Genomic DNA, 23,221 nt, shown 5'->3' with positions numbered 1-23,221 from the left:
CTGGAAGTCGGAAGTGTGCGGATTCGATGCGCCGAACCGGTAGCTGCTGCCCATGCCTTGCCGCCGGTCCGGCACCGTGGCGTCAGTGTTTCAAGGCCAGGAAGTGATGCACCTCGGGCTTGTCCGGCCCGACATGAAAGCGCAGCGCTTCGGCTTGCAGGTCCGCGTCGGCGTGCGATACGCGATGATGCTGGCGCAGATGCTCGGCCCAGGATTCCACGAAGAACCATTCGACCACCCGCTCCGCGTCGCCCGTATGCTCGACCACGCCCCAGGCATAGGCGCCATCGCGCAGGCGCTCCTGCGACAGGCGCTTCATGGCGGCCAGGAAGGCGGGGCGGTCGGCCTGACGGATGCGGTACTCCACCTGCACCAGCACCGGGCCGCGATCGTGCGCCACCGGCTCGGCAACCAGCGGCTCGGGCCAATGGTTCGACGCCTGCAAGTCGGCCTCGCCCACCGGCAAGCGGACGCGGTGAAACAGCAGCGCGACCAGGACCAGGCCGGCGGCGCTGGCCGCCAGCGCGTAGGGCACGCCGATTTCGCGCGCCACCAGGCCCCAGCCCAGGCTGCCGGCCGCCATGGCGCCGTTGAACACGGTCAGGTACACCGCCAGGCCACGGCCGCGCACCCAGTTGGGCAGGATGGCCTGGGCCACGCTGTTGAAGGTGGTGAGCGCCGTGATCCAGCCCATGCCCAGCACGACCAGCAGCAGCACGGCCAGCCACTTGGGCGGCGCGAACACCAGCGCCGCCATCACGGCCGCGCTGGCCACGGACGCCAGCAGCACCAGGCCGTCCGCGTCCAGCTTGCCCAGGCGCGGCAGCAGCAGCGCGCCCAGGATCGCCCCCGCGCCCACCGCGCCCAGCAGCACGCCGTAGAAGCCCGAGGATCCGCCCAGCATCTGGCGCGCCACCAGCGGCAGCAAGGCCCACACGGCGCTGGCGAACAGGAAGAACACGGCGGCGCGCAGCAGCACGCGGTGCAGCTCCTTGCTGGCCCGCGTATAGCGCAGGCCGGCGCGGAACGCGCCCAGGAAGTTCTCCGACAGCGTGCTGTCGGCGGCGGCGGGGCGCTTCCACCACAACAGGGCGGCGATCACGAACACATAGCTGAGCACGTCCATGCCGTAGGTCACGGCCGCGCCGAAACTGGCCAGGATCAGGCCGCCGGCGGCCGGGCCGATGGCGCGGGCGATATTGATGCCCAGCGAATTGAGCGCGACCGCGCCCTTGAGATCGGCGCGCGGCACCAGCTCGGGCACGATCGATTGCCAGGTGGGCCCCATCAGCGCCGCGCCGATGCCGCCGACGAAGGTCAGCGCGATCAGGTAGTCGACCGTCAGCGCGCCGGTGTGCGACAGGAGCAGCAGCGTGCCGCTGACCGAGGCCAGCAGCAGCTGCACGAAGATCAGGAAGCGGCGGCGGTCCAGGATGTCGGACAGCACGCCGGCCGGTATGGCGAGCAGGAAGATGGGCAGCGTGGCGGCGGTCTGGATCAGCGCCACGGCGGTCGGGCTGGCCGACAGGTCGGTCACCAGCCAGGAGCTGGCCACGTCGCGCATGAAGCTGCCGACGTTGCCCAGCACCGTGGCCGCCCACAGCACGGCGAACACGGGCTGGCGCAGCGGCGCGAAGCTGCCTGCCGGATTAGGGGTGTTGCCGTGCGGCATGGAACGCTCCTGGATCGTCTGGGGTCGCCAGGGGCGTTCATCGCGCCGCCTGCGGTGTTCGGAAAAGAGTCGCGCCGGGCTGGCGGTGGCGGCGCCACCGCCAGCCCGGCGGGCGGCTTACTTGGCCGGGGCCGGGTTAGGGCCGATGCGTTCGCCGTGCGTCACGCGCTCGGCCAGCTTGTGCACATGGGTGACGGCGTAGTCGATGCCCATGCCGTAGGCGCCGGAGTGTTCCTTGGCGATGCCGGTCACGGCGTCATAGGTTTCCTTGCGCGCCCAGTCGCGCTGCCATTCCAGCATCACCTGCTGCCAGGTCACCGGCACCACGCCGGCCTGGATCATGCGGTCCATGGCGTACTTATGGGCGTCGGCCGAGGTGCCGCCCGAGGCGTCGGCCACCATGTAGATCTCGTAGTCGCCTTCCAGCATGGCGCACAACGCGAAGGTGGTGTTGCAGACCTCGGTCCACAGGCCGGCCACGACGATCTTCTTGCGGCCGTTGGCGGCCAGCGCGTCGCGCACGTTCTGGTCGTCCCACGAGTTCATCGAGGTACGTTCCAGGATCTTGTGGTCGGGGAACACGGCCAGCAGTTCGGGAAAGGTGTTGCCCGAGAAACCGTCGGTTTCCACGGTGGTGATGGTGGTCGGGATGTTGAACGCGCGGGCGGCCTTGGCCAGGCCCACCACGTTGTTCTTCAGCGTCTGGCGATCGATCGACTGCACGCCGAAAGCCATCTGCGGCTGCTGGTCGATGAAGATGATCTGGCTGTTTTGCGGGGTCAGGACTTCGAGGTACTTGTTGGCGGACATGGCGGGTCTCTCTTTCAGGAAATCGTTCAGGGAATGCGGCGGCATGAATTCGGGGCAACGCGCGGGCCGTCCGGGCCCGCGCCGTCAGATCGTGTCGGAAGCGCCGCTTGAAGCTCCCGTGCACGTCGTCTGTCGGTAGAGGCATATTAGGGATCGGCCAGGCGCCTGAGAATCCGCGCCATGGAATTCCATCCTTTCCATTTTTTGCATGCTCCCTGTGACGGAGACGTTTTCCAGGCCCGCCAGGCCGATGTTTTCTTGTTCGTCACATAGGCAACCGCTATCATCGACGCGACTGTTATTGCGAGAATCAGATATGAACAAGCTGCCGGATCTGGAAGGGTGGGCGATCTTCGCCAAGGTCGCCGACACCGGCTCGTTCGCCAAGGCGGCGGCCGAGCTGGCCCTGTCCCAGGCCACGGTATCCAAGGCCATCACGCGCCTGGAAGCCAAGATGAAGACCATGCTGTTCCACCGCACCTCGCGCAGCATGTCGTTGACCGAGTCCGGCTACGCGGCGCTGGAACGCGCCGCGCGCATCCTGGAAGAGGGCGAGGCGGTCGAGGCCGAGGTGACCGAGAAATCGACCAGCCTGCACGGCAAGATCCGCCTGTCCGCGCCCATGTCCTTCGGCGTCACGCACCTGGCGCCGATGCTGCCGCCGTTCATGCAGGCGCATCCCGAGGTGGAACTGGAGATCGAGTTCAGCGACAAGCAGTCGGACCTGGTGTCCGAGCGCTTCGACCTGGCGCTGCGCATCTCGAACCTGGTCGACTCCACGCTGCTGGCCCGGCGCCTGTGCTCGGTGCGCATCCTGCTGGTGGGCTCGCCTGCCTACTTCAAGCGCGCGGGCCGACCCAGGCATCCGCGCGACCTGGCGCAGCACACGGCCCTGCAATACATGTACGCGCGCAACGGCGCGAACTGGCGCTTCCGCCACGAGACGCACGGCGAGTTCTCGCAGGCCCTGCCGACGCGCCTGAACGTGAACAACGCCGAAGCCCTGGCGCCGGCCTTGCGCGCCGGCAATGGACTGGCCCTGCAGCCGGAGTTCCTGGCCTGGGAAGACCTGCAATCGGGCGTGCTGGAAACGGCCATGGATGACTGGCGGGTCGATCCGATCGCGCTGCATATCGTCACGCCGCCAGGGAGACGGCGTCCGGCCCGGGTGCAGGCGCTGATCGAGTATCTGGCGGAGCGGTTGACGGCGCAGCCTTGGGCGGGTGACGTGCAGGGGTGAAGGACGGAGGAGGCATTAATACGCCCGCTTCCGTTGTGGCGGCCTAGCCTAATGCGTGCCGCAGATCCGCGCCCATGACGAACAGCGCGGCCTCGACGTCCCTCACGGTCTGAAAACCAGCTGCCGCCAGATCGGGCCGACGTCGGCAAGCCTGCGCGAGTGCCTCTGCCAGCACATAATTGGCGCGCAAGTTCCATACGGCGTGCCGCCAGTGACTACGTTGCAGGACGGATGGCGCAAAGTACGGGAAATGCTCAGTATCGGGTGAACGAAGTTTCTCGGATCCGGGCGCCTTGCCCTTCTTATTGCCTTCGTTTGCTCGCATGCAGGCGAACTTCAGATGATCCGGAACACCACCCGCTTCACGCCCCCAGACTGTTACCAGCCATGCCAATGCCGCCGCCACCCGGCTATCGTAGATGATGAAATCGTCCAGTACCAGGGAATACACCTTCGTCAGGCCGGCGTTCGAACGCAGATCAGTCGGGCCCCGATCAAAATACACGGAGGCGTCAGTCAGGGCGGCCAGCGCGGCGCGCAGATTCACCGCCAGATCCTCGGCTTGCACGCGATCGTCGAGCCATCCCGCATTGCCACCGCCATTGCGATGGCGCGTGTAGACACCGCCCCAAAACAGAACAGCCTTGATCCACTGAGCCAGCAACACCTCGTCGATTGCGGGCGCGGCAAGACAATCGCGCAGCCCCTGGCCCAACCTGTCCAGCACCCGTTGATTCGCTGCCAGGCTGGCATTGGCCTCCAACTCGAGAGCGCCAGTCGGCGTGGGAACGGTCTTGCGCTTCGGCGGCCATTGGTAGGCATCACGCGCGTCCGACAAGGTGGCGAAGTTGCCATCTACATGCTTGAAATCCAATCTGGCACTGCCGTCGATGCGTGTGCTCAACCAGGTGATGAACTGCTGAGTCTGAATATGGCCGGAAAAGTCTTTCATAGGTTTGGTTGGACGAACTGAGTCGAAAATCACGAAAATTCATAGATCTGGAAAGTACAAGAACCCCATAGCCTGAGGCGTATGGGGCTCTGCGCTGCCTGTGTGACACACAGCTGCTGAGCGAACATCCCGCTCAACGCTGTTGTGACAGATCTTATTCTTCATCCAGCGCAAGCAGTGCTTTATCCGTACCAGTGAGCTCCGCTTTGAGGCAGCCACGAAGCCACACACGCTTACGCCAGACCTCATTCTTAGCACCCCGTGACATTTGCCCATCGCTTTTTGCCGGTGCCGACAAGGCCAAGAGAAGAGCCCGATATGCACGCAACGTATCATCGGTGAAAATCGCACCACACTTATTTTCCCAATCCAGAAGATCATCTTTAACTTCATCAAAGTACCTCTTCGGGATCGCGCTATTCTTCACCAGAAGGATGTGCTTGGAGAGTTTCCCGGTAATCTCAAATGCTCTTGCGTAGAGCTCTAACTTTCGCGAATGCCCCATCTCTGCTCTTCTGAAGAGGAACTCAGCCTTCTTGTCCCTCTTCGACTGACGAGAAGTCGACTGCGACGTATGTCTCGCAGCTATCAGCGCGGCGACCGCAGCTATCAGGGCAGCAACAATCGCTGTCTCGAACACCATCTGGTATATACCCTCTTCCTTTCAATGCGCCAATGTAGAAACGTCCGGTGGACAGCAAGCAGCTCAAGGCCTGTCGATAAGATCACCGCAGTGGCTTGCATATTAAAGATCATTGTGACGAGAGTTTGAATATGCCAAGCTTTGGTTGACAACTCGCCACCATCAAGAGTGCGAAATTCGGCCAAGTTGCTCCACTTTACTCTACGAAGAATCGGCGAAGATCAACGAACGGCACAGCAAGGATGCACTTTTCGATGATGCCTGCACCAACCACTTGCTCAAGACCCAGACAGATGAAGCGTCGTGCTTTTGGATCTTGGCGATGCTCGCGGACATTCTGCTGAAACAGTTGGTTTATGGGATCTTTGATGCAGCGCTTCACCATTCGCCAAAACAAAAACCCCAACCGTTCTCGGTTGGGGTTTTCCGTGTGATGCCTACAATTTTGGGAAAACTGTAAATTCCAGCGGGATTTACGGCTTACACATCAATATTCCCCGCCGACAAGGCATGCGCCTCGATGAAGTTCCGACGCGGCTCCACATCATCACCCATCAGCGTGGTGAAGACCTCGTCGGCCGCGATGGCGTCCTCGATCTGCACGCGCAGCAGGCGGCGCACCTTGGGGTCCATCGTGGTTTCCCACAGCTGCTCGGGGTTCATTTCGCCCAGGCCCTTGTAGCGTTGCTTGGAGATGCTGCGGTCGGCTTCGCTGCGCAGCCACAGCATGGCTTCGCGGAAGTCGGACACGGTCTGCTCCTTGCGCTTGTCGCCTTCGCCGCGCGCGGCCAGCGAACGCGGCAGGACCTTGCCGGAGAAGCTCTTGGCGGCGCGCGACAGCACGCCGTAGTCGGAGCCGTTGATGAAGTCCGCGTCGATGATGCTGACGCGCACGTTGCCGTGGTGCATGCGCTGGATCGACAGGCGATGGCGCTCGGTGGCCGGGTCGAACTCGGCCACGATCTCCACGCCATTGCCGCTGACCGGGTCGCGCAGCGCGCCGGCCAGGCGCTTGGCCGAGTCGGCGGCGGCTTCGGCCGTGTCCAGGTTGATCTCGACGCCTTCGGCCATGGCCGACAGCGCGGCCGGGTCGAACACGCGCGACAGGCGCGCGATCACGCCGTCGGCGGCCACGTACTGGCGGGCCAGGTCGTTGAGCTCGTCGCCGCGGATGATGTTGCCACCGGAGATGATCTCGGCGTCCTTCAGGGCCAGCTGCAGCATGAACTGCGCTTCTTCCTGGTCATCCTTCAGATAGCGCTCTTCGCGGCCGACCTTGACCTTGTACAGCGGCGGCTGGGCGATGTAGACGTAGCCGCGCTGCACCAGCTCGGGCATCTGGCGGTACAGCAGCGTCAGCAGCAGGGTGCGGATGTGCGCGCCGTCGACGTCCGCGTCGGTCATGATGATGAGGCGGTGGTAGCGCAGCTTGTCGACGTTGAAGTCGGGGCCGATGCTGGTGCCCAGCGCGGTGATCAGCGTGGCGATCTGCTCGCTGGCGATCAGGCGGTCGAAGCGCGCCTTCTCGACGTTCAGCACCTTGCCGCGCAGCGGCAGGATGGCCTGGAACTTGCGGTCGCGGCCCTGCTTGGCCGAGCCGCCTGCGGAGTCGCCCTCGACGATGTACAGCTCGCACAGCGCCGGGTCTTTTTCCTGGCAGTCGGCCAGCTTGCCGGGCAGGCCGGCGCCTTCCAGCACGCTCTTGCGGCGCGTCATCTCGCGCGCCTTGCGCGCGGCTTCGCGGGCGCGGGCGGCCTCGACGATCTTGGCGCACAGCGCCTTGGCGTCGTTGGGGTGTTCCAGCAGCCAGGTTTCCAGCGTGCGGGCCACGGCTTCTTCGACGGCCGGGCGCACTTCGCTGGAGACCAGCTTGTCCTTGGTCTGGCTGCTGAACTTGGGTTCGGGCACCTTCACCGACAGCACGCAGGCCAGGCCTTCGCGCATGTCGTCGCCGGACGTCTCGACCTTGGCCTTCTTGGCCAGCTCGTTGTCGGTGATGTACTTGTTGATGATGCGGGTCATGGCCGCGCGCAGGCCGGTCAGGTGCGAGCCGCCGTCGCGCTGCGGGATGTTGTTGGTGAAGCACAGCACGCTTTCGCTGTAGCTGTCGTTCCACTGCATCGCCACTTCCACGCCCACCGTCACGCCGCCGGCCGAGGACTCGGTGGTGACCGAGAACACGTTCGGGTGCAGCACGGTCTTGCTGCGGTTGATGTATTCGACGAAGCCCTTCACGCCGCCGGAGAAGGCGAAGTTCTCTTCCTTGCCCTGGCGCTGGTCGATCAGGCGGATCTTGACGCCGTTGTTCAGGAACGAAAGCTCGCGCAGGCGCTTGGAGAGGATCTCGTAGTGGTACTCGATGTTGTTGAAGATGATCGGGTCGGCCAGGAAGCGCACTTCGGTGCCGCGCTTGTCGGTCGTGCCGGTCACGGCCAGGGGCGCGACGCGCTCGCCCTGGCGGAATTCCATCTGGTGCACTTCGCCGTTGCGGCGGATGGTCAGGCGCAGCCATTCGGACAGCGCGTTGACGCAGGACACGCCCACGCCGTGCAGGCCACCGGAGACCTTGTACGAGTTCTGGTCGAACTTGCCGCCGGCGTGCAGCTCGGTCATGACGATTTCGGCCGCGCTGCGGTGGAATTCGTCGTCCTTGTGGATGTCGGTGGGGATGCCGCGACCGTTGTCCGTCACCGAGATCGAGTTGTCGGTGTGGATCGTGACGACGATGTCGTCGCAATAGCCCGCCAGGGCTTCGTCGATGGCGTTGTCCACGACCTCGAACACCATGTGGTGCAAGCCGGTGCCGTCGGACGTGTCGCCGATGTACATGCCGGGGCGCTTGCGCACGGCCTCCAGCCCTTTGAGCATCTTGATCGAGTCAGCGCCGTAGCCGCTGTTCTCGGGAGTAGTGTTCTGCTGATCTGACATGTCTGTTTCGATAAAGCTTTAAAGAACGGCCTGGCGGCCGGACCGCCGGCGGGCGCGCTGGCCCGCGGGCGGCACAAACCCACGTAATGGCGGATTAGATCCGCATGGGCATGACGACGTACTTGAACTGGTCGTCTTCGGGCAGGGTGATGAGCGCGGACGCGTTGGCGTCGGGCATGACCGACCACTGGATGTTGTCGACCTTGACGTTCGACAGCACGTCGAGCAGGTAGCCGACGTTGAAGCCCACGTCCAGCGGCTCATGGCCGTAGTCGATGTCGATTTCTTCCTGCGCCTCTTCCTGCTCGGCGTTGGAGGACGAGATCTTCATCTGGTTCTGCGCCAGCTGCAAGCGCACGCCCTTGAACTTGTCCGTGGTCAGAATGGCGGCGCGTTGCAGGCTGCCTTGCAGCGCTTCGCGGCCGACCAGGAAATGACGCGAGTAGTTCGTGGGAATCACGCGCGTGAAATCGGGGAACTTGCCTTCGACCAGCTTGGACACCAGCTCGACGTCGCCGAAACGGAAACGGATCTGGCCCGGCGCCACGTCGATGGAGACGGGCTCGTCGGAGTCTTCCAGCAGGCGCTGCATTTCCAGCACGGTCTTGCGCGGCACGATGACTTCGTGGCGTTCCTTGATGCCGTCGGCCTCGGTGGAGCAGTGCGCCAGGCGGTGGCCATCGGTGGCCACGGCGCGCACGCGGCCCGGTTCGAACACCAGCAGCATGCCGTTCAGGTAGTAGCGGATGTCCTGCTGCGCCATGGCGAAGTGCACCATGTTGAACAGGTGGCGCAGCGTGCGCTGCGGCAGCGTCAGCGACACGTCCCACTGCTCGGGCTGGGCCACGGTGGGGAACTCGCTGGCGGCCAGCGTCTGCAGCGCGAAGCGGCTCTTGGCCGACTGCACGGAAAGCTTGTTGCTGGCCAGCGCCAGCTTGACCTCGCCCGTGTCGGGCAGGGCCTTGAGGATGTCCAGCAACTTGCGCGCCGCCACCGTGGTGGACTCGTTGTCCTGGCCCACGCCGAAGTCGGCATGCGTGGTGATCTGCACTTCCAGGTCGGTGGCGATGAAGGCAACCTTGTTGCCTTCCTTGCGCATCAGGATGTTCGCCAGGATGGGCAGGGTATGGCGTCTTTCGACGATGCCCGCCACAGTCGACAGCGGTTTCAGCAATGCATCGCGTGTGGTTTGTACGAGTTGCATGTTCATCCTTTTAGAGTTTGTTCCAACACGTGCAGGGTATGGTTGAGTTCCGCTTGCTTGGCGCGGGCGTCGGATATCTTGCGCACGGCGTGCAGTACCGTGGTGTGGTCGCGGCCACCGAACAGATCACCGATTTCCGGCAGGCTTTTCTGGGTCAGCTCCTTGGCCAGGTACATGGCGACCTGGCGCGGCAAGGCGATATTGGCGGGCCGGCGTTTCGAATACATGTCGGCCACCTTGATCTTGTAGAAGTCCGCCACGGTCTTCTGGATGTTCTCGACCGTGATCTGGCCGTTGGACACCGACAGCAGGTCCTTCAGCGCTTCCTTGCAGACATCCACCGTGAGCACGTCGCGGCCGTGGAAGCGGGCATACGCCAGCACCTTGCGCAGCGCGCCTTCCAGTTCGCGGACGTTGCTGCGCAGATGCTTGGCGATGAAGAACGCCACTTCCTCGGGCATGGGCACGCCCTCGGACTCGGCCTTGCGCAGCAGGATCGCCACCCGCATTTCCAGCTCGGGCGGCTCGATCGCCACCGTCAGGCCGGAATCGAAGCGCGAGATCAGGCGGCTGTCGATGCCCGACAGTTCCTTCGGATACGTGTCGCTGGTGATGATGATCTGCTTGCGCTGCGCCACCATCGCCTCGAAGGCGTAGAAGAACTCTTCCTGCGTGCGGTTCTTGCCGGAGAAGAACTGGATGTCGTCGATCAGCAGCAGGTCCAGCGAATGGTAGTAGCGCTTGAAATCGTCGAACGCCTTGCGCTGGTAGGCCTTGACCACGTCGGACACGTATTGGTCGGCATGCACGTAGCGCACGCGCACCCCGGTGCCGGCCGCGACCATGGCGTTGCCGATGGCGTGGATCAGGTGGGTCTTGCCCAGGCCCACGCCGCCGTACAGGAACAGCGGGTTGTAGGACGTGCCGGGGTTCTCGGCCACCTGCAGCGCGGCGGCGCGGGCCAGTTGGTTGGCCTTGCCGGTCACGAAGTTTTCGAAGGTCAGATCGGTGTTCAGGCGCGAGCGCTCGTACACGATGTTGGCGGCGTCGGCGTTGACAGCGGCGGCCGCGTTGGAAGCGGCGGCGGTCTGCGCAACCATCGCAGGCGGCGGCGCCGCGGCGGGCGGCGGCGCGCCCCCCGTGGGCGCGGCGCCCTGCGTCGCGGCAGGGCGCACCGGAGCCACCGGCATGCGCGGCGTGGCGCCATGGCTGGGCAGCTCGAACTGCACCTGCACCGGCCGCTCGAACCACTCCGCGGCCAACGCTTCGATCTGGTGGGAGAAATTCTTCCGCACCCAATCCAGCTTGAAGCGGTTGGGCGCGGCAACGCGCAGCACCGCCTGCGTTTCGTCGTACGCAAGCGGGACCAGCGGTCGTATCCACGCGCTGATTTGTTGGGGGGGGAGTTCCTGCTCAAGACGACTGACGCAGGTCTGCCAGAATTCTTTCATGTCGCTCTTATTCAAACCTCGATTCTACCTTGCCTGGGCATGGGTTATCCACAGGGCGGGACGGGACTGGCACTTGGCCCGGCCCTTAACTGTTTGACAAGACAGGGAAAACTTGCTGAAATGGTGGGCTTTTCCGAATTCTGTCTGTCAGAAGGTTTCGCAGAAGGCCTCGAACACGAGCCTTGCTGAATATCGCCCGGGGTAAATCCCGGCCCGAAGCCCCGTCTCAAGATCGCGCCCTCGCCGGCATGCTTATCGGCCCGCCGGCCGCGCTTCTTGCAGATACCCGCTTTGTGGATAAGCGATCAGGAACCCTCCGGGCAGGTCCCTTCTGACTTTTGTTCTTTTTGTGGATCGTCCATGAAACGCACCTACCAACCTTCCGTCACCCGTCGCAAGCGCACCCATGGTTTCCGCGTGCGCATGAAGACCCGCGCCGGCCGCGCCATCCTGAGCGCCCGCCGCGCCAAGGGCCGCAAGCGCCTGGCCGTCTAAGTCCGGGTTCCGGTTTTCCGGAAACCCCGGCTTCTTGCCCGGACCGGCCACATTGCAGGAATTCTCGCAATCCCAGCCGGGTCCGACGCAAGCGTCCGACCTGCAGTCCATGCCGCGCGCCACGCTTCCCCCGGAGGCGCGGCTGCATCGCCCCTCCGAGTTCGCCGCCGCGCTGAAAGGCCGGCGTCTGGCCCGAGGGGCGTTCTTCGTTGTGAGCGCCGCTCCCAACGATCTCCCCCCCGGCCAGGAGGCCTGCGCCCGCCTGGGCCTGATCATCGCCAAGCGGTTCGCCGCCCGCGCCTCCACGCGCAACGCCATCAAGCGGGTCATCCGCGAAGCGTTCCGCCACCGGCGCCTGGCGCTGCCGGCCAAAGACTACGTCGTGCGCCTGCAATGCAAGATGCCTCCCGCCACGCTCACCGTGCTTAAACAGACGGTTCGCGCCGAAGTAGACGCTCACTTTGAGCGGATCGCGCGATGAGCGGGGCAGGGCCTGACACCCCAGAATCCGACCCGTCGCCACGTTCGGCGGCCCGCCCCCGGAGCGGCCGTGGCCTGGCGGCGGCGCTGCTCATCGCCCCGATCCGGTTCTATCGCTTTTTTTTGAGCCCCTGGATCGGCCGGCAATGCCGTTTCACCCCCACCTGCTCGGCGTATGCGATCGAAGCGATCGAACGCCATGGCGCCTGGCGCGGCTTCTGGCTGGCGGCCCGGCGCATCGGGCGCTGCCATCCGTGGTCGCCGGGCGGTCTGGACCCGGTTCCGCCTTCCCGACAAGCGCCGGGCAAGGGAACCAAGTGCGGCGAGGGCTGCTCCCACAGCCACCGCAGCAGGCATGATTGACGCTAAACTGGCGGGCTTTGCTGGCCCGTATTCACTTCAGTAGGCACCAATGGATATCCGACGAACCGTCCTCTGGATGATTTTTTCCTTCTCGCTGTTGCTTCTTTGGAACAACTGGCAGATCCATAACGGCAAGCCGTCGCTGTTCGGCGGGCCCGCGCCCGCGGCTGCCACCGCCGACGGCCAGCAACAGGCCGCCGCCGGCAACAACGCCACCCCCTCGGTGCCGAACGCGCCCGCCAATGCCACGCCGTCCGCCTCGACCTCGGCGGTGCCCGGTTCGGCCGCTGCCGCCCCGGCCCGTTCCGAGGAAGTCGTGGTCACCACCGACGTGCTGCGCCTGACCTTCGACACGATGGGCGCCCAGCTGGTGCGCGCCGAGCTGCTGAAGTATCCGGCAACCGGCCAGGCCGACAAGCCTACGGTGCTGCTGGACCGCAGCGCCGGCCTGAACTACGTGGCGCAGACCGGTGTGGTCGGCGCGCCCGACGGCCAGAGCTTCCCCACGCACCAGACCCCGTTCCGCGTGGTCTCGACCGAGCGCCAGCTCAGCGGCGACAGCCTGGTCGTGGCCTTCGAAGGCGAGTCCGGCGGCCTGAAAGTCACCAAGACCTTCACGCTGCACCGTGGCCGCTACGACATCGACGTGCGCCATGACCTGGCCAACGTCGGCGCCGCCGCCGTGAAGCCCTCGCTGTACCTGCAGCTCGAGCGCGACGGCAACGATCCGGCCGACACGTCCAGCTTCTATCACACGTTCACCGGCATCGCGGTCTACTCGGAACAGGACAAGTTCCAGAAGATGACCTTCAGCGATATCGAGAAGAAGAAGGCCAACTACATCAAACAGGCCGACAACGGCTGGATCGCCATCGTCCAGCACTACTTCGCCACCGCCTGGGTGCCGCCGCAAGGCAAGCCGCGCAACAACGAAGTGGTCGAGGTGCAGAAGAACCTGTACGCGGCCCGCAGCATCGAGGCCGTGGGCGAGATCGCCCCGGGCGCCGCGTCGCGCGTCGACTCGCACCTGTGGGTCGGCCCGCAGGACCAGAAGGCCATGGCCGCGCTGGCCCCCGGCCTGGAGCTGGTGGTCGACTACGGCTGGCTGACCATCATCGCCAAGCCGCTGTTCACGCTGATGACCTGGCTGCACTCGCTGCTGGGCAACTGGGGCTGGACCATCGTCGCGCTGACCGTGCTGATCAAGGCGCTGTTCTACCCGCTGGCCTCGGCGAGCTACCGCTCGATGGCCCGCATGAAGCAGGTCGCTCCGCGCCTGCAGGCGCTGAAGGAAAAGTACGGCGACGACAAGCAGAAGCTCAACGCGGCCATGATGGAGATGTACCGCACCGAGAAGATCAACCCGCTGGGCGGCTGCCTGCCGATGGTGGTGCAGATCCCGGTGTTCATCTCGCTGTACTGGGTGCTGCTGGCCAGCGTGGAAATGCGCGGCGCGCCGTGGATCCTGTGGGTGCACGACCTGTCGATCCGCGACCCGTTCTTCATTCTGCCCGCCATCATGATGGCCACCATGTTCCTGCAGATCAAGCTGAACCCCACGCCCCCGGACCCCGTCCAGGCCAAGGTCATGATGATCATGCCGCTGGTGTTCGGCGGGATGATGTTCTTCTTCCCGGCCGGCCTGGTGCTGTACTGGTGCGTGAACAACACGCTGTCGATCCTGCAGCAGTGGTCCATCACCCGGGCCATCCAGCGCAAGACCGAAGCCGCCGCAAGCCGCTGATCGCGGAACACGGCAATGAAAAACCGGCCTCCAGGGGCCGGTTTTTTCTTGGCTGCGTCACCCTGGAACCACCGCTGCCGCCTCGACGCGCGGCGGACTTCGGATGATGCCGCTGGCAATACCGCCAGCCGCCTATGGCGCGTGCGCCAGCACCCACAGCGCGTACTGCCGGACATACGCGCGCCGATGCGCGCAGCCGGCGGCGGCGGCCAGGATGGCCTGGCGGTCCAGGAGCAGGGCCAGGCGCAGCTGATCCTTGAACTGCTCCGAGAAATTGCCCTCGGTCAGGCGCCGGGCGATGCAGGCCACCAGCTGATCGCGGTGGGTCCGTCCCAGCTGGCAGTGCTTGAAGCGGCGCGCCAGCAGCGCCCGGATCCGGCCGTCGGACACCCCGCGCGATTCGGCCAGGAAAAAGCGCACGCACAGGTCCACCACGTCGGGCGCCTGATGGCGCAACAGCTCATCGGCCATGGCCAGCCATTCGTACTTGGAAAGGTACGGATACATGCGCGAAAAAGGGAGGAAGAAGGCAGGGCATGATAGCCCGCTTGCCAATCACATTAGCCAATGCTAATGTGTTGTCATGATCGAAAACGACATCTTCAAGGCCCTGGCCGATCCGACCCGCCGCGCCATCTTCGAGAAGCTGGCGCCCGGCGGCATGAACGCCAGCGCCCTGCGGGTGGGCATGGACATCAGCCAGTCCGCCATGTCCCAGCACCTGGCGGTGCTGCGCAAGGCCGGGCTGGTGCGCGAAGAGCGGCAAGGCCGCTTTGTGAACTACGAAGTCGATCCCGACGGCCTGGCGCTGATCGCCGGCTGGCTGTCGAAGTACCGCGCCTACTGGCCGGCGCGCGTGGACGCCCTGAAGGCCTTGCTCAAGGACATGGATCAATGAACGACACCCCCGCCCAGGACACGCAGGACGAGCAGGCCGACGCGCTGGTGCTCGAATACACGCTGGATGCGCCGCCGTCACAGGTCTGGCGCGCCGTCAGCATCCCCGCGCTGCGCGAGCAGTGGCTACCCGATGCGGTCGTTTCCGACCCCGATCCCGTCTCGGTCACGCACGAGGAAGAAATCCGCTACCGCATGCGCGACGACGCGCCGCCGTTCCTGGAAAGCCTGGTCACCTTCCAGATCGAGCCGGACGGCGAGGGCGGCACGCGCCTCAGGATCATCCATGAGCTGGCCGACGCGCGCCTGGAACGCCGCCAGCGGCCGGCCGCCAACGACGGCACGACCTGGCTGATGATGGCCGCCTAGCGGCCGCCCGAACGGTCTCCGGGCCGGCCGCCGAGCCGCCCCGGCCTCCCTTTCCCAAGCAACACAAGGAGTTCGCTCATGAGCGGAGCGATGCAGCTCGTCCCCATGGTGGTGGAACAGTCCGGCCGCGGAGAACGGTCGTTCGATATCTATTCGCGCCTGCTGCGCGAACGCATCGTGTTCCTGAACGGCGAGGTCAACGACACAGTTTCGGCGCTGGTGTGCGCGCAGCTGCTGTTCCTGGAGGCCGAGCATCCCGGCAAGCCCATCCACCTGTACATCAATTCGCCCGGCGGCGTGATCACCAGCGGCCTGGCCATGTACGACACCATGCAGTTCATCAAGTCGCCCGTGCACACGCTGTGCATGGGCACGGCGCGCTCCATGGGCTCGCTGCTGCTGATGGCCGGCGAGCCGGGCGAACGGGCCGCGCTGCCCAACGCCAGCATGCACGTGCACCAGCCGCTGGGCGGCTTCCAGGGCCAGGCCTCGGACATCATGATCCACGCCGAGGAAATGCAGCGCACCAAGGACCGCGTCATCCGGCTGTACGCCGAGCATTGCGGCCGCAGCTATGAGGACGTCGAGCGCAGCCTGGACCGCGACCGCTACCTGACAGCCGACGAAGCCATCGAGTGGGGCCTGATCGACCGCGTGTACCGCGACCGCGCGAGCGAGGACGCGCGGGGCTGAACAACGCCCCTGGCCGGACGCGGCGAACCAGACGACAATGTCCGCGTTCCCCATCCGCCTCGAACGCGATGCCCGCCGCCCGTCCCGACCCCGTCCGCGACCCCGTTTTCGCCGCCTGCGTGGTGGTCCTGCGCCGCAACCTGCCGTTCACGCTGGCGGGCATGCTGCTGACCATGGCCCTGGTGATCGCGGCATTGCAGGACGTGGTGCCGCATGCGCAGCTGGCCTGGTGGGCGCTCGGCAACCTGGCGCTGTCCGCCTTGCGCTGGCATGCCATGCGCCGCTTCCGGCCGGTCGAGGGCGAGCCCGGCATCAACGACAACCCCCGGGTGCGGCGCTGGCGCCGCATCACGCTGGTCGGGGTGCTGGCCAGCGGCCTGGCCTGGGGCCTGCCGACGGCGTACTGGCTGCAGCACGTGCCGCTGCCGCACCAGATGTTCCTGATCATCGCGCTGCTGACCATGGGCACGGGCGCCATCTATGCGTACTGCATCGATCTGCCGGTCCTCTACAGCTTCCTGCTGCCGTACTTCCTGCCCATGCTGCTGATGCTGACGGCGCTGGATCAAACGCTGCTCACGGTGATGGGCGTCGCCGGCCTGCTGTACCTGGCCGTGTCGCTGACCTTCGCCCATCGCATGCATCGCACGCAGCTCGATTCGCTGAGCCTGCGCTTCGAGAACCTGGACCTGCTGCAGCGGCTGCAGAACGAGAAGATGGCGGCCGAACGCAGCGACCTGGCCAAGTCGCGCTTCCTGGCGGCCGCCAGCCACGACCTGCGCCAGCCCGTGCATGCGCTGAGCCTGTTCGTCGGCGTGCTGAAGGGGCATGCGCTGCCCGCGCAGAGCCGCCAGCTGGTGGACAGCATCTCGCGCGCGGTGCAGGCGCTGGGCGGCCTGTTCGATGGCCTGCTCAACCTCTCGCGGCTGGACGCGGGCGTGGTGCGTCCGCAGGTGCAGCCGGTGGCGATCGCCGACGTGCTCGATCGCCTGCATCACGAGTTCGCGCCGCAGGCGCAGGCAAAATCGCTGCGCCTGCGCTTGCGGCCGCTGGCGGCCACGGTCTCGTCGGACCCGGCGCTGCTGGACCGCATCCTGCGCAACCTGATCCACAACGCCATCCATCACACCGAGCGCGGCGGCGTGCTGGTCGGCTGCCGCCGAGACGGCGACGCGCTGCGCGTGGAGGTCTGGGACAGCGGCCCGGGCATTCCCTTGCACGAACAGGAGCGCGTCTTCTGGGAATTCCATCAGCTGGGCAACCCCGAACGCGACCGCGGCAAGGGCCTGGGCCTGGGGCTGGCGATCGTGCAGCGCACGGCCCGGCTGCTCGGCCACCCGCTGGGCCTGCGCTCCTGGCCGGGCCGCGGCACCGTGTTCAGCCTGACGCTGCCGCTGGCCGATCCCCAGGCGCAGGCCCCGGCCCAGGCGGACGAACCGCAGCCCGCCGCCTTGCCGACGCACGGCCGCGAGCCGCTGGTGCTGGTCATCGAAGACGACGTCCAAAGCCGCCTCGGCCTGCAATTGCTGCTGGAAGGGTGGGGCTACCGCGTGCTGGCGGCCGGCAGCGTCGATGAGCTGCTGTTGCAGACCGCGCAGGACATGGACCGCGTCTCGCTGATCATCAGCGACTACCGCCTGCGCGAGCACCAGACGGGCATCGACGCCATCAAGCGCCTGCACGAGGAATACAACGACGAGGCCATCCCGGCGCTGCTGGTCAGCGGCGACACCGACCCGCAGCGCCTGGCCGAAGTGGCCGAACATGGCTGGCCCATGCAGAACAAACCGGTCGATCCGGACCGGCTGCGCAGCACCATCGCGCGCCTGCTGGCCTGAAGCGCCGGATCCCGGGCGTCGGCCTCGGGATCCGGCCGCCGCCCGGACCGGGTTCCGCTTCCGACCTCAGGCCAGGTCGTAGCGGTCCAGGTTCATCACCTTGACCCAGGCGGCGACGAAGTCGCGCACGAACTTCTGCTGCGCGTCCTCGCTGGCATAGACCTCGGCCAGCGCGCGCAGCTGCGAGTGCGAGCCGAACAGCAGGTCGATGCGGCTGCCCGTCCATTTGGGCTGGCCGGTCTTGCGATCGCGCCCCTCGAAGGCCTCGCGCTCGGGCGACAGCGGCTTCCATTCCGTGCCCATGTCGAGCAGGTTGCGGAAGAAGTCATTGCTCAGCGCGCCCGGCCGGTCGGTGAAAACGCCGTGCCGGTCCTGGCCCACCCGCACCTCCAGCACGCGCAGCCCGCCGATCAGCACGGTCATCTCGGGCGCGGTCAGGGTCAGCAGCTGCGCGCGATCGATCAGCAGCGCCTCGGCCGGCACCGCGAAGCGCGTCTTCAGGTAGTTGCGGAAACCGTCGGCCACCGGCTCCAGCGGCGCGAAGGAATCCACGTCGGTCTGTTCCTGCGTGGCATCCATGCGGCCCGGCGCGAAGGGCACGGTCACGTCGACGCCGGCCTTCTTGGCCGCCTGCTCCACGCCCGCACAGCCCGCCAGCACGATCAGGTCGGCCAGCGAGATCTTCTTGCCGCCGGACTGCGCGCGGTTGAAGTCGGCCTGTATGGCTTCCAGCGCCTTCAACACCTTGGCCAGCTGCGCCGGCTGGTTGACCGCCCAGTCTTTCTGCGGCGCCAGCCGGATGCGCGCGCCATTGGCGCCGCCGCGCTTGTCGGAGCCTCGGAAGGTGGACGCCGACGCCCAGGCGGTGGACACCAGCTCGGACACCGACAGGCCGCTGGCCTGCACCTTCTGCTTGAGCGCCGCCACGTCCTGGTCGTCGACCAGCGGGTGGTTGACCTTGGGGATGGGATCCTGCCAGATCAGTTCCTCGGCCGGCACTTCCGGACCCAGGTAGCGGGCGCGCGGGCCCATATCGCGGTGGGTCAGCTTGAACCAGGCGCGGGCGAAGGCCTCGGCCAGTTCCTCGGGATGGTCCATGAAGCGGCGCGAGATCTTCTCGTATGCCGGATCGAAGCGCAGCGACAGGTCCGTGGTCAGCATGGTCGGCAGCAGCTTCCTGGACGCGTCGAAGGCATGCGGAATCGTAGGCTGGGCGTTCTTGGCCACCCACTGGTGCGCGCCGGCCGGGCTCTTGCTCAGTTCCCATTCATAGCCGAACAGGTTCTGGAAAAAGCCGTTGCCCCATTGCGTCGGCGTGGTGGTCCAGGTGACTTCCAGGCCGCTGGTGATGGCGTCCGCGCCCTTGCCGCTGCCATGGCTGCTCTGCCAGCCCAGGCCCTGCAGCTCCAGCCCCGCGTCTTCGGGATCGGGGCCCACGTTGGAGGCCGGCCCGGCGCCGTGCGTCTTGCCGAAGGTATGGCCGCCGGCGATCAACGCCACGGTTTCCTCGTCATTCATGGCCATGCGCGCGAAGGTCTCGCGGATGTCATGCGCGGCCGCGACCGGATCCGGATTGCCGTCCGGGCCTTCCGGGTTCACGTAGATCAGGCCCATCTGCACCGCGCCCAGCGGGTTTTCCAGATTGCGGCCCGACGGGGTCTTGCCTTCGCCCTTGCCGTAGCGCACGTCGCCGCCCAGCCAGGTTTTCTCATTGCCCCAATAGACGTCCTGATCAGGTTCCCAGCTGTCTTCCCGGCCGCCCGCGAAACCGAAGGTCTTGAAACCCATGGTCTCCAGCGCGACGTTGCCGGTCAGGATGAGCAGGTCGGCCCAGGAAATCTTGCGACCGTACTTTTGCTTGATGGGCCACAGCAAACGACGGGCCTTGTCCAGGCTGACGTTGTCGGGCCAGCTGTTGAGCGGCGCGAAGCGCTGCTGCCCGCGTCCCGCGCCGCCGCGCCCGTCGCCGATGCGGTAGGTGCCGGCGCTGTGCCAGGCCATGCGGATGAAGAGCGGACCATAGTGGCCGAAGTCGGCGGGCCACCAGTCCTGGGAATCGGTCATCAGCTTGGCCAGGTCCTTCTTCACGGCGGCCAGGTCCAGGCTCTTGAAGGCTTGCGCGTAGTTGAAGTCCTTGTCCATCGGATCGGACTTGCTGGAATGCTGGCTCAGCAGGTCCAGCCGCAGCTGGTTGGGCCACCAGTCCCGATTCGTCGTACCGCCGCCGGCGGTATGGTTGAAAGGGCATTTCGCTTCGCTCGACATGGGCGCTCTCCTTCGGTGATGGACGGCCGGGCGGGCCGGTCCGAACGACTATACGCGAGAGCACCATGCAGAAATATTTGATTGCTGCAATACGATCAATAGCTCATATCAATGAATATGTTCAGGATTCTTGATTTCATCAATGAGCCCGCCGGGCCCTGCCGCCCGGCTCCAACAGCACGCTAGCGCTGCATGCCCCAGCGCCTGACCGTCAACCGCTCCAGCGTGTCGAAGCCCAGGCTTTCGACCAGCAGGCCGATGATGACCACGGCCGCGAGCCCGGCGAACACCTTGTCGGTGTACAGCTCGTTGCGATTCTGGAAGATGTACCAGCCCAGCCCGCCCTTGCCGCTGGACGCGCCGAACACCAGTTCGGCGGCGATCAGCGTGCGCCAGGCGAAGGCCCAGCCGATCTTCAGGCCGGCCAGGATGGCCGGCAGCGCGGCCGGCACCAGGATCCACAGCACGTAGCGCAGCCCCGTCAGCCCATAGTTGCGCCCCGCCATGCGCAGCGTCTCGGACACGCCCAGGAAGCCGGCGTAGGTGTTCAGCGCCAGCGCCCACAGCACGGAATGGATCAGCACGAACACCAGGCTGCCTTCGCCCAGGCCGAACCACAGCAGCGCCAGCGGCAGCAGGGCGATGGCGGGCAAGGGGTTGAACATCGAGGTCAGCGTGGACAGCAGGTCGCGGCCCAGGCGCGTGGACACGGCCAGCGTGGTCAGCGCGAAGGCCAGCGCCACGCCCGCCACATAACCCTGCACCAGCACCCGCAGCGACTGCCCGGCGCGCGCCGCCAGCTCGCCGCTGGCCAGGCCGGCCGCGAAGGCCTGCGCGGTCTGCCAGGCGCCCGGCAGCAGCAGGTCGTTGTCGGTCAGGCGCGCGGCCAGCTCCCACAGCAGGGCCAGCAGCGCCAGGATGAACAGCTTGCGCACGCCGGCGCGGGCCCACAGGCGCTCGCGCCAGGACAGCGGCGCCTCGGCGGTCTGCACGGGCAGCGGCGGCAGCGCGTATTCGATATCGGGACGCGCGGCCAGCGTATCGGCGTGGACGGAGGTGATGACGGACATGACGGATCTCGGTGATCGCAAACTGTGGATATCGCGCGCGGCAGGGCCCGCGTATTGAACGAACGCGGCAATCAAGCCGCGCGGCGAATGACTGGTGCCAGCCTCAGGCGGCGACGCGGCGCTCGGCCTCGCCCGCCCGCGCGGACGCCTGGTCGAACAGCAGATCGTGAATGCGCCGCGTGGCCGCCTGGAAGGCCGCCGAGCCCTGGCTGTGCAGGCTGTGCGCCTGCGCGTTCAGCTCGGCGCGCACGCGACCCGGATGCGGCGACAGCAGCAGCACGCGGCTGCCCAGCACCAGCGCCTCTTCGATGGAGTGGGTGACGAACAGCAGCGTGAAGCGCACCTCTTCCCACAGGACCATCAACTCTTCCTGCATGCGCCGCCGCGTCAGCGCGTCCAGCGCGGCGAAGGGCTCGTCCATCAGCAGCACGCGCGGCTGCATGGCCAGCGCGCGCGCGATCGCCACGCGCTGCTTCATGCCGCCGGACAAGGTGTGGGGATAGGCGTCGGCGAAGCCCGCCAGCCCGACCTTGTCCAGGTAATGCATGGCGCGCTCATCGGCCTCGCGCCGGCCCAGCTTGCGCGAGGCGATCAGCGGAAACGCGACGTTCTGCCGCAGCGTCTTCCACGGCGGCAGCTGGTCGAATTCCTGGAACACCACGATGCGGTCCGGGCCCGGGCCTTGCACCGGCCGGTCGTCCAGCGCGATGCGGCCTTCGGTCGGCTTGATGAAGCCGGCCACGGCCTTGAGCAGCGTGGACTTGCCGCAGCCCGACGGGCCCAGCAGGATGAAGCGCTCGGACGCGTGCACGTCAAAGCTCACCTGATGGGTGGCGCGCACGCGCCGTTCCGGCGTCTTGTATTCGAGCGACACCTTATCCACACGCAGCAGCGGACCTTGGTTTTCAGCGTTATCCACAGGGCTGGCGGAATGGATGGACATGTCGGTTCTCCTTGGTTCTACAGCCGCCCACCTCCAGACCTCATCGGGGCCGGGCTTTACCCTTAGCTGCCCTGGGCGGTGACGGCGTCATCGAAGAAATACTCGCGCCAGCTGGCCGGCGCCGTCTTGATCGCGCCCACCTTGTGCATGAACTGCGCCAGCGGGTAGGTGTTCTGCGGCGCCAGCTTGAACTGCACGTCGGGGTTCTTGATGATCTTGATGAGGAAGTCGCGGTCCAGCTTGGCGCCGGTCACGCGCAGGTAGGTGTCGGCGGCTTTCTCCGGATTGGCGGTGGCGAACTCGGCGGCTTCCTGGAGCGCCAGCTGGAAGGCCTTGTAGGTCTTGGGATTGTCCTTGCGGAATTTCTCGGTGGCGAAGAGCACGGTGGACGAGCTGGGGCCGCCCAGCACGTCATACGAATTGAGCACGATGCGCGCCTTGGGATTCTCGGCCAGCTCCTGTTCCTGGAACGGCGGATTGCCGAAGTGGCCGGTGATCTCCGTGCCGCCGGCAATGATGGCGGCGGCGGCGTCCGGATGCGGCAGCGCCACCGAGATCTTGTCCAGCTTGTCGTAGTGCGCGTCGCCCCACAGCTTGGCCGAGGCCAGCTGCAGCACGCGCGACTGCACCGATACGCCGACGGCGGGCAGGGCGATGCGGTCGCGCTCGGTGAAATCGGCGATGCTCTTCACGTTGGGATTGTTGGTCACCAGGTAATAGGGGAAATTACCCAGCGAGGCTACGCCCTTGACGTTCTGCTTGCCGCGCGTGCGGTCCCAGATGGTCAGGAGCGGCCCCACGCCCGCGCCGGCGATGTCCACCGCGCCGGACAACAGCGCGTCGTTCACCGCCGAGCCGCCGGACAGCTTGGCCCATTCCACCGAGATATCCACACCCTCGGCCTTGCCATGCTTTTCGATCAGTTGCTGGTCGCGCGCCACGTTCAGCAGCAGGTAGACGATGCCGTACTGCTCGGCGATGCGGATGCGACCCTCGGCCTGGGCCGGCGAGGGCGAGGCCAGCGCCAGTACGGCGAGGACCAGGGCCAGGCCGGCGCTGGTGAGAACTTGCGCGAATCGGTCTTTTGCGGCGGCGGACAAACGCATGGTGTTCCTTGTGGATAAGTCGTGGTGCTGTGCGGGGCGTGGATTCTGACGATGCGCG

Annotated in this window: 21 protein-coding genes; 9 read left to right on the top strand and 12 right to left on the bottom strand. The window is 66.1% G+C overall.

What is annotated here, in order from left to right:
• Window positions 1-82: 82 nt before the first annotated feature.
• Together C2U31_RS04960 and C2U31_RS04955 are read right to left on the bottom strand one after the other, a co-directional pair.
• Window positions 83-1,672: an MFS transporter gene (locus tag C2U31_RS04960; RefSeq protein WP_103271822.1), complete on the bottom strand. Its 1,590-nt coding sequence runs from the start codon at window positions 1,670-1,672 to the stop codon at window positions 83-85.
• Between the two features lie 117 nt (window positions 1,673-1,789).
• Entirely contained in the window at window positions 1,790-2,482 is a 693-nt protein-coding gene (locus C2U31_RS04955) for a hydrolase (RefSeq protein WP_103271821.1), read from the bottom strand.
• A gap of 316 nt (window positions 2,483-2,798) precedes the next feature.
• Here C2U31_RS04955 and C2U31_RS04950 point away from each other — a divergent pair, with 316 nt between their 5' ends.
• On the top strand, window positions 2,799-3,722 hold the full coding sequence (locus C2U31_RS04950; RefSeq protein ID WP_103271820.1) for a LysR family transcriptional regulator: 924 nt from the start codon (window positions 2,799-2,801) through the stop codon (window positions 3,720-3,722).
• Between the two features lie 43 nt (window positions 3,723-3,765).
• On the opposite strand, the gene C2U31_RS04945 is transcribed toward C2U31_RS04950, so the two are convergent.
• The 5 genes from C2U31_RS04945 to dnaA all read right to left on the bottom strand — a co-directional run bounded on the left by C2U31_RS04945 (window position 3,766) and on the right by dnaA (window position 10,900).
• The gene (locus tag C2U31_RS04945; protein ID WP_158658315.1) at window positions 3,766-4,707 is read right to left on the bottom strand and encodes a hypothetical protein; all 942 of its coding nucleotides are present in this window, start codon (window positions 4,705-4,707) and stop codon (window positions 3,766-3,768) included.
• A gap of 121 nt (window positions 4,708-4,828) precedes the next feature.
• Entirely contained in the window at window positions 4,829-5,317 is a 489-nt protein-coding gene (locus C2U31_RS04940) for a hypothetical protein (protein WP_103271818.1), read from the bottom strand.
• Between the two features lie 480 nt (window positions 5,318-5,797).
• A complete protein-coding gene (gyrB, locus tag C2U31_RS04935; RefSeq protein ID WP_103271817.1) occupies window positions 5,798-8,245 on the bottom strand; it encodes a DNA topoisomerase (ATP-hydrolyzing) subunit B in 2,448 nt (815 codons plus the stop codon).
• 94 nt (window positions 8,246-8,339) lie between these two features.
• Complete coding sequence (dnaN, locus tag C2U31_RS04930; protein ID WP_199770955.1) at window positions 8,340-9,449, bottom strand: DNA polymerase III subunit beta; 1,110 nt, start codon at window positions 9,447-9,449, stop codon at window positions 8,340-8,342.
• A 2-nt stretch (window positions 9,450-9,451) separates the two neighbouring features.
• A complete protein-coding gene (dnaA, locus tag C2U31_RS04925; RefSeq protein ID WP_103271815.1) occupies window positions 9,452-10,900 on the bottom strand; it encodes a chromosomal replication initiator protein DnaA in 1,449 nt (482 codons plus the stop codon).
• Between the two features lie 360 nt (window positions 10,901-11,260).
• On the opposite strand from dnaA, the gene rpmH reads away from it, so the two are divergent.
• The 4 genes from rpmH (at window position 11,261) to yidC (ending at window position 13,982) form a co-directional block, all read left to right on the top strand.
• Window positions 11,261-11,395, top strand: coding sequence for a 50S ribosomal protein L34 (gene rpmH / locus C2U31_RS04920; protein WP_006228069.1), 135 nt, complete (start codon window positions 11,261-11,263; stop codon window positions 11,393-11,395).
• 109 nt (window positions 11,396-11,504) lie between these two features.
• A complete protein-coding gene (locus C2U31_RS04915; RefSeq protein ID WP_103276256.1) occupies window positions 11,505-11,876 on the top strand; it encodes a ribonuclease P protein component in 372 nt (123 codons plus the stop codon).
• 74 nt (window positions 11,877-11,950) lie between these two features.
• The gene (gene yidD / locus C2U31_RS04910; RefSeq protein ID WP_103276255.1) at window positions 11,951-12,238 is read left to right on the top strand and encodes a membrane protein insertion efficiency factor YidD; all 288 of its coding nucleotides are present in this window, start codon (window positions 11,951-11,953) and stop codon (window positions 12,236-12,238) included.
• A gap of 49 nt (window positions 12,239-12,287) precedes the next feature.
• On the top strand, window positions 12,288-13,982 hold the full coding sequence (gene yidC / locus C2U31_RS04905; protein ID WP_103271814.1) for a membrane protein insertase YidC: 1,695 nt from the start codon (window positions 12,288-12,290) through the stop codon (window positions 13,980-13,982).
• Window positions 13,983-14,114: 132 nt separating this feature from the next.
• Here the strand turns inward: yidC and C2U31_RS04900 are convergent, their stop codons facing one another.
• A complete protein-coding gene (locus tag C2U31_RS04900; RefSeq protein WP_103271813.1) occupies window positions 14,115-14,489 on the bottom strand; it encodes a hypothetical protein in 375 nt (124 codons plus the stop codon).
• 76 nt (window positions 14,490-14,565) lie between these two features.
• On the opposite strand from C2U31_RS04900, the gene C2U31_RS04895 reads away from it, so the two are divergent.
• The 4 genes from C2U31_RS04895 (at window position 14,566) to C2U31_RS04880 (ending at window position 17,779) form a co-directional block, all read left to right on the top strand.
• Window positions 14,566-14,880 carry a helix-turn-helix transcriptional regulator gene (locus C2U31_RS04895; protein WP_103271812.1) on the top strand — a complete coding sequence of 105 codons (315 nt, stop codon included), beginning with the start codon at window positions 14,566-14,568 and terminating at the stop codon, window positions 14,878-14,880.
• The gene (locus C2U31_RS04890; protein WP_103271811.1) at window positions 14,877-15,248 is read left to right on the top strand and encodes an SRPBCC domain-containing protein; all 372 of its coding nucleotides are present in this window, start codon (window positions 14,877-14,879) and stop codon (window positions 15,246-15,248) included. Before C2U31_RS04895 ends, C2U31_RS04890 begins: the two co-directional genes overlap by 4 nt.
• Window positions 15,249-15,326: 78 nt before the next feature.
• A complete protein-coding gene (locus C2U31_RS04885; protein ID WP_103271810.1) occupies window positions 15,327-15,941 on the top strand; it encodes an ATP-dependent Clp protease proteolytic subunit in 615 nt (204 codons plus the stop codon).
• A 68-nt stretch (window positions 15,942-16,009) separates the two neighbouring features.
• Entirely contained in the window at window positions 16,010-17,779 is a 1,770-nt protein-coding gene (locus tag C2U31_RS04880; protein ID WP_103271809.1) for a hybrid sensor histidine kinase/response regulator, read from the top strand.
• A 66-nt stretch (window positions 17,780-17,845) separates the two neighbouring features.
• On the opposite strand, the gene katG is transcribed toward C2U31_RS04880, so the two are convergent.
• The 4 genes from katG to C2U31_RS04860 form a co-directional block, all read right to left on the bottom strand.
• The gene (gene katG, locus C2U31_RS04875) at window positions 17,846-20,044 is read right to left on the bottom strand and encodes a catalase/peroxidase HPI (RefSeq protein WP_103271808.1); all 2,199 of its coding nucleotides are present in this window, start codon (window positions 20,042-20,044) and stop codon (window positions 17,846-17,848) included.
• A 182-nt stretch (window positions 20,045-20,226) separates the two neighbouring features.
• Window positions 20,227-21,114: an ABC transporter permease gene (locus C2U31_RS04870; RefSeq protein WP_103271807.1), complete on the bottom strand. Its 888-nt coding sequence runs from the start codon at window positions 21,112-21,114 to the stop codon at window positions 20,227-20,229.
• Window positions 21,115-21,217: 103 nt separating this feature from the next.
• Window positions 21,218-22,057 carry an ABC transporter ATP-binding protein gene (locus tag C2U31_RS04865; protein WP_103271806.1) on the bottom strand — a complete coding sequence of 280 codons (840 nt, stop codon included), beginning with the start codon at window positions 22,055-22,057 and terminating at the stop codon, window positions 21,218-21,220.
• A gap of 62 nt (window positions 22,058-22,119) precedes the next feature.
• Window positions 22,120-23,163 carry an ABC transporter substrate-binding protein gene (locus C2U31_RS04860; protein ID WP_103271805.1) on the bottom strand — a complete coding sequence of 348 codons (1,044 nt, stop codon included), beginning with the start codon at window positions 23,161-23,163 and terminating at the stop codon, window positions 22,120-22,122.
• Between the last annotated feature and the right edge of the window lie 58 nt (window positions 23,164-23,221).

Source organism: Achromobacter sp. AONIH1, from assembly GCF_002902905.1.
Taxonomy (GTDB): Bacteria; Pseudomonadota; Gammaproteobacteria; order Burkholderiales; family Burkholderiaceae_B; genus Achromobacter.
Note: the sequence above shows the minus strand (reverse complement) of the source record. Positions and strands in the feature narration are given on the sequence as shown.

Bases quoted from the DNA above. Each gene is read 5' to 3' on its own strand.
- dnaA (WP_103271815.1), bottom strand. From the start codon at position 10,900: ATGAAAGAATTCTGGCAGACCTGCGTCAGTCGTCTTGAGCAGGAACTC.
- C2U31_RS04915 (WP_103276256.1), top strand. From the start codon at position 11,505: ATGCCGCGCGCCACGCTTCCCCCGGAGGCGCGGCTGCATCGCCCCTCC.
- katG (WP_103271808.1), bottom strand. From the start codon at position 20,044: ATGTCGAGCGAAGCGAAATGCCCTTTCAACCATACCGCCGGCGGCGGT.
- dnaN (WP_199770955.1), bottom strand. From the start codon at position 9,449: ATGCAACTCGTACAAACCACACGCGATGCATTGCTGAAACCGCTGTCG.
- C2U31_RS04955 (WP_103271821.1), bottom strand. From the start codon at position 2,482: ATGTCCGCCAACAAGTACCTCGAAGTCCTGACCCCGCAAAACAGCCAG.
- C2U31_RS04960 (WP_103271822.1), bottom strand. From the start codon at position 1,672: ATGCCGCACGGCAACACCCCTAATCCGGCAGGCAGCTTCGCGCCGCTG.
- C2U31_RS04885 (WP_103271810.1), top strand. From the start codon at position 15,327: ATGAGCGGAGCGATGCAGCTCGTCCCCATGGTGGTGGAACAGTCCGGC.
- C2U31_RS04940 (WP_103271818.1), bottom strand. From the start codon at position 5,317: ATGGTGTTCGAGACAGCGATTGTTGCTGCCCTGATAGCTGCGGTCGCC.
- rpmH (WP_006228069.1), top strand. From the start codon at position 11,261: ATGAAACGCACCTACCAACCTTCCGTCACCCGTCGCAAGCGCACCCAT.
- C2U31_RS04900 (WP_103271813.1), bottom strand. From the start codon at position 14,489: ATGTATCCGTACCTTTCCAAGTACGAATGGCTGGCCATGGCCGATGAG.
- C2U31_RS04865 (WP_103271806.1), bottom strand. From the start codon at position 22,057: ATGTCCATCCATTCCGCCAGCCCTGTGGATAACGCTGAAAACCAAGGT.
- C2U31_RS04860 (WP_103271805.1), bottom strand. From the start codon at position 23,163: ATGCGTTTGTCCGCCGCCGCAAAAGACCGATTCGCGCAAGTTCTCACC.
- C2U31_RS04895 (WP_103271812.1), top strand. From the start codon at position 14,566: ATGATCGAAAACGACATCTTCAAGGCCCTGGCCGATCCGACCCGCCGC.
- gyrB (WP_103271817.1), bottom strand. From the start codon at position 8,245: ATGTCAGATCAGCAGAACACTACTCCCGAGAACAGCGGCTACGGCGCT.
- C2U31_RS04890 (WP_103271811.1), top strand. From the start codon at position 14,877: ATGAACGACACCCCCGCCCAGGACACGCAGGACGAGCAGGCCGACGCG.
- C2U31_RS04880 (WP_103271809.1), top strand. From the start codon at position 16,010: ATGCCCGCCGCCCGTCCCGACCCCGTCCGCGACCCCGTTTTCGCCGCC.
- C2U31_RS04870 (WP_103271807.1), bottom strand. From the start codon at position 21,114: ATGTCCGTCATCACCTCCGTCCACGCCGATACGCTGGCCGCGCGTCCC.
- C2U31_RS04950 (WP_103271820.1), top strand. From the start codon at position 2,799: ATGAACAAGCTGCCGGATCTGGAAGGGTGGGCGATCTTCGCCAAGGTC.
- yidC (WP_103271814.1), top strand. From the start codon at position 12,288: ATGGATATCCGACGAACCGTCCTCTGGATGATTTTTTCCTTCTCGCTG.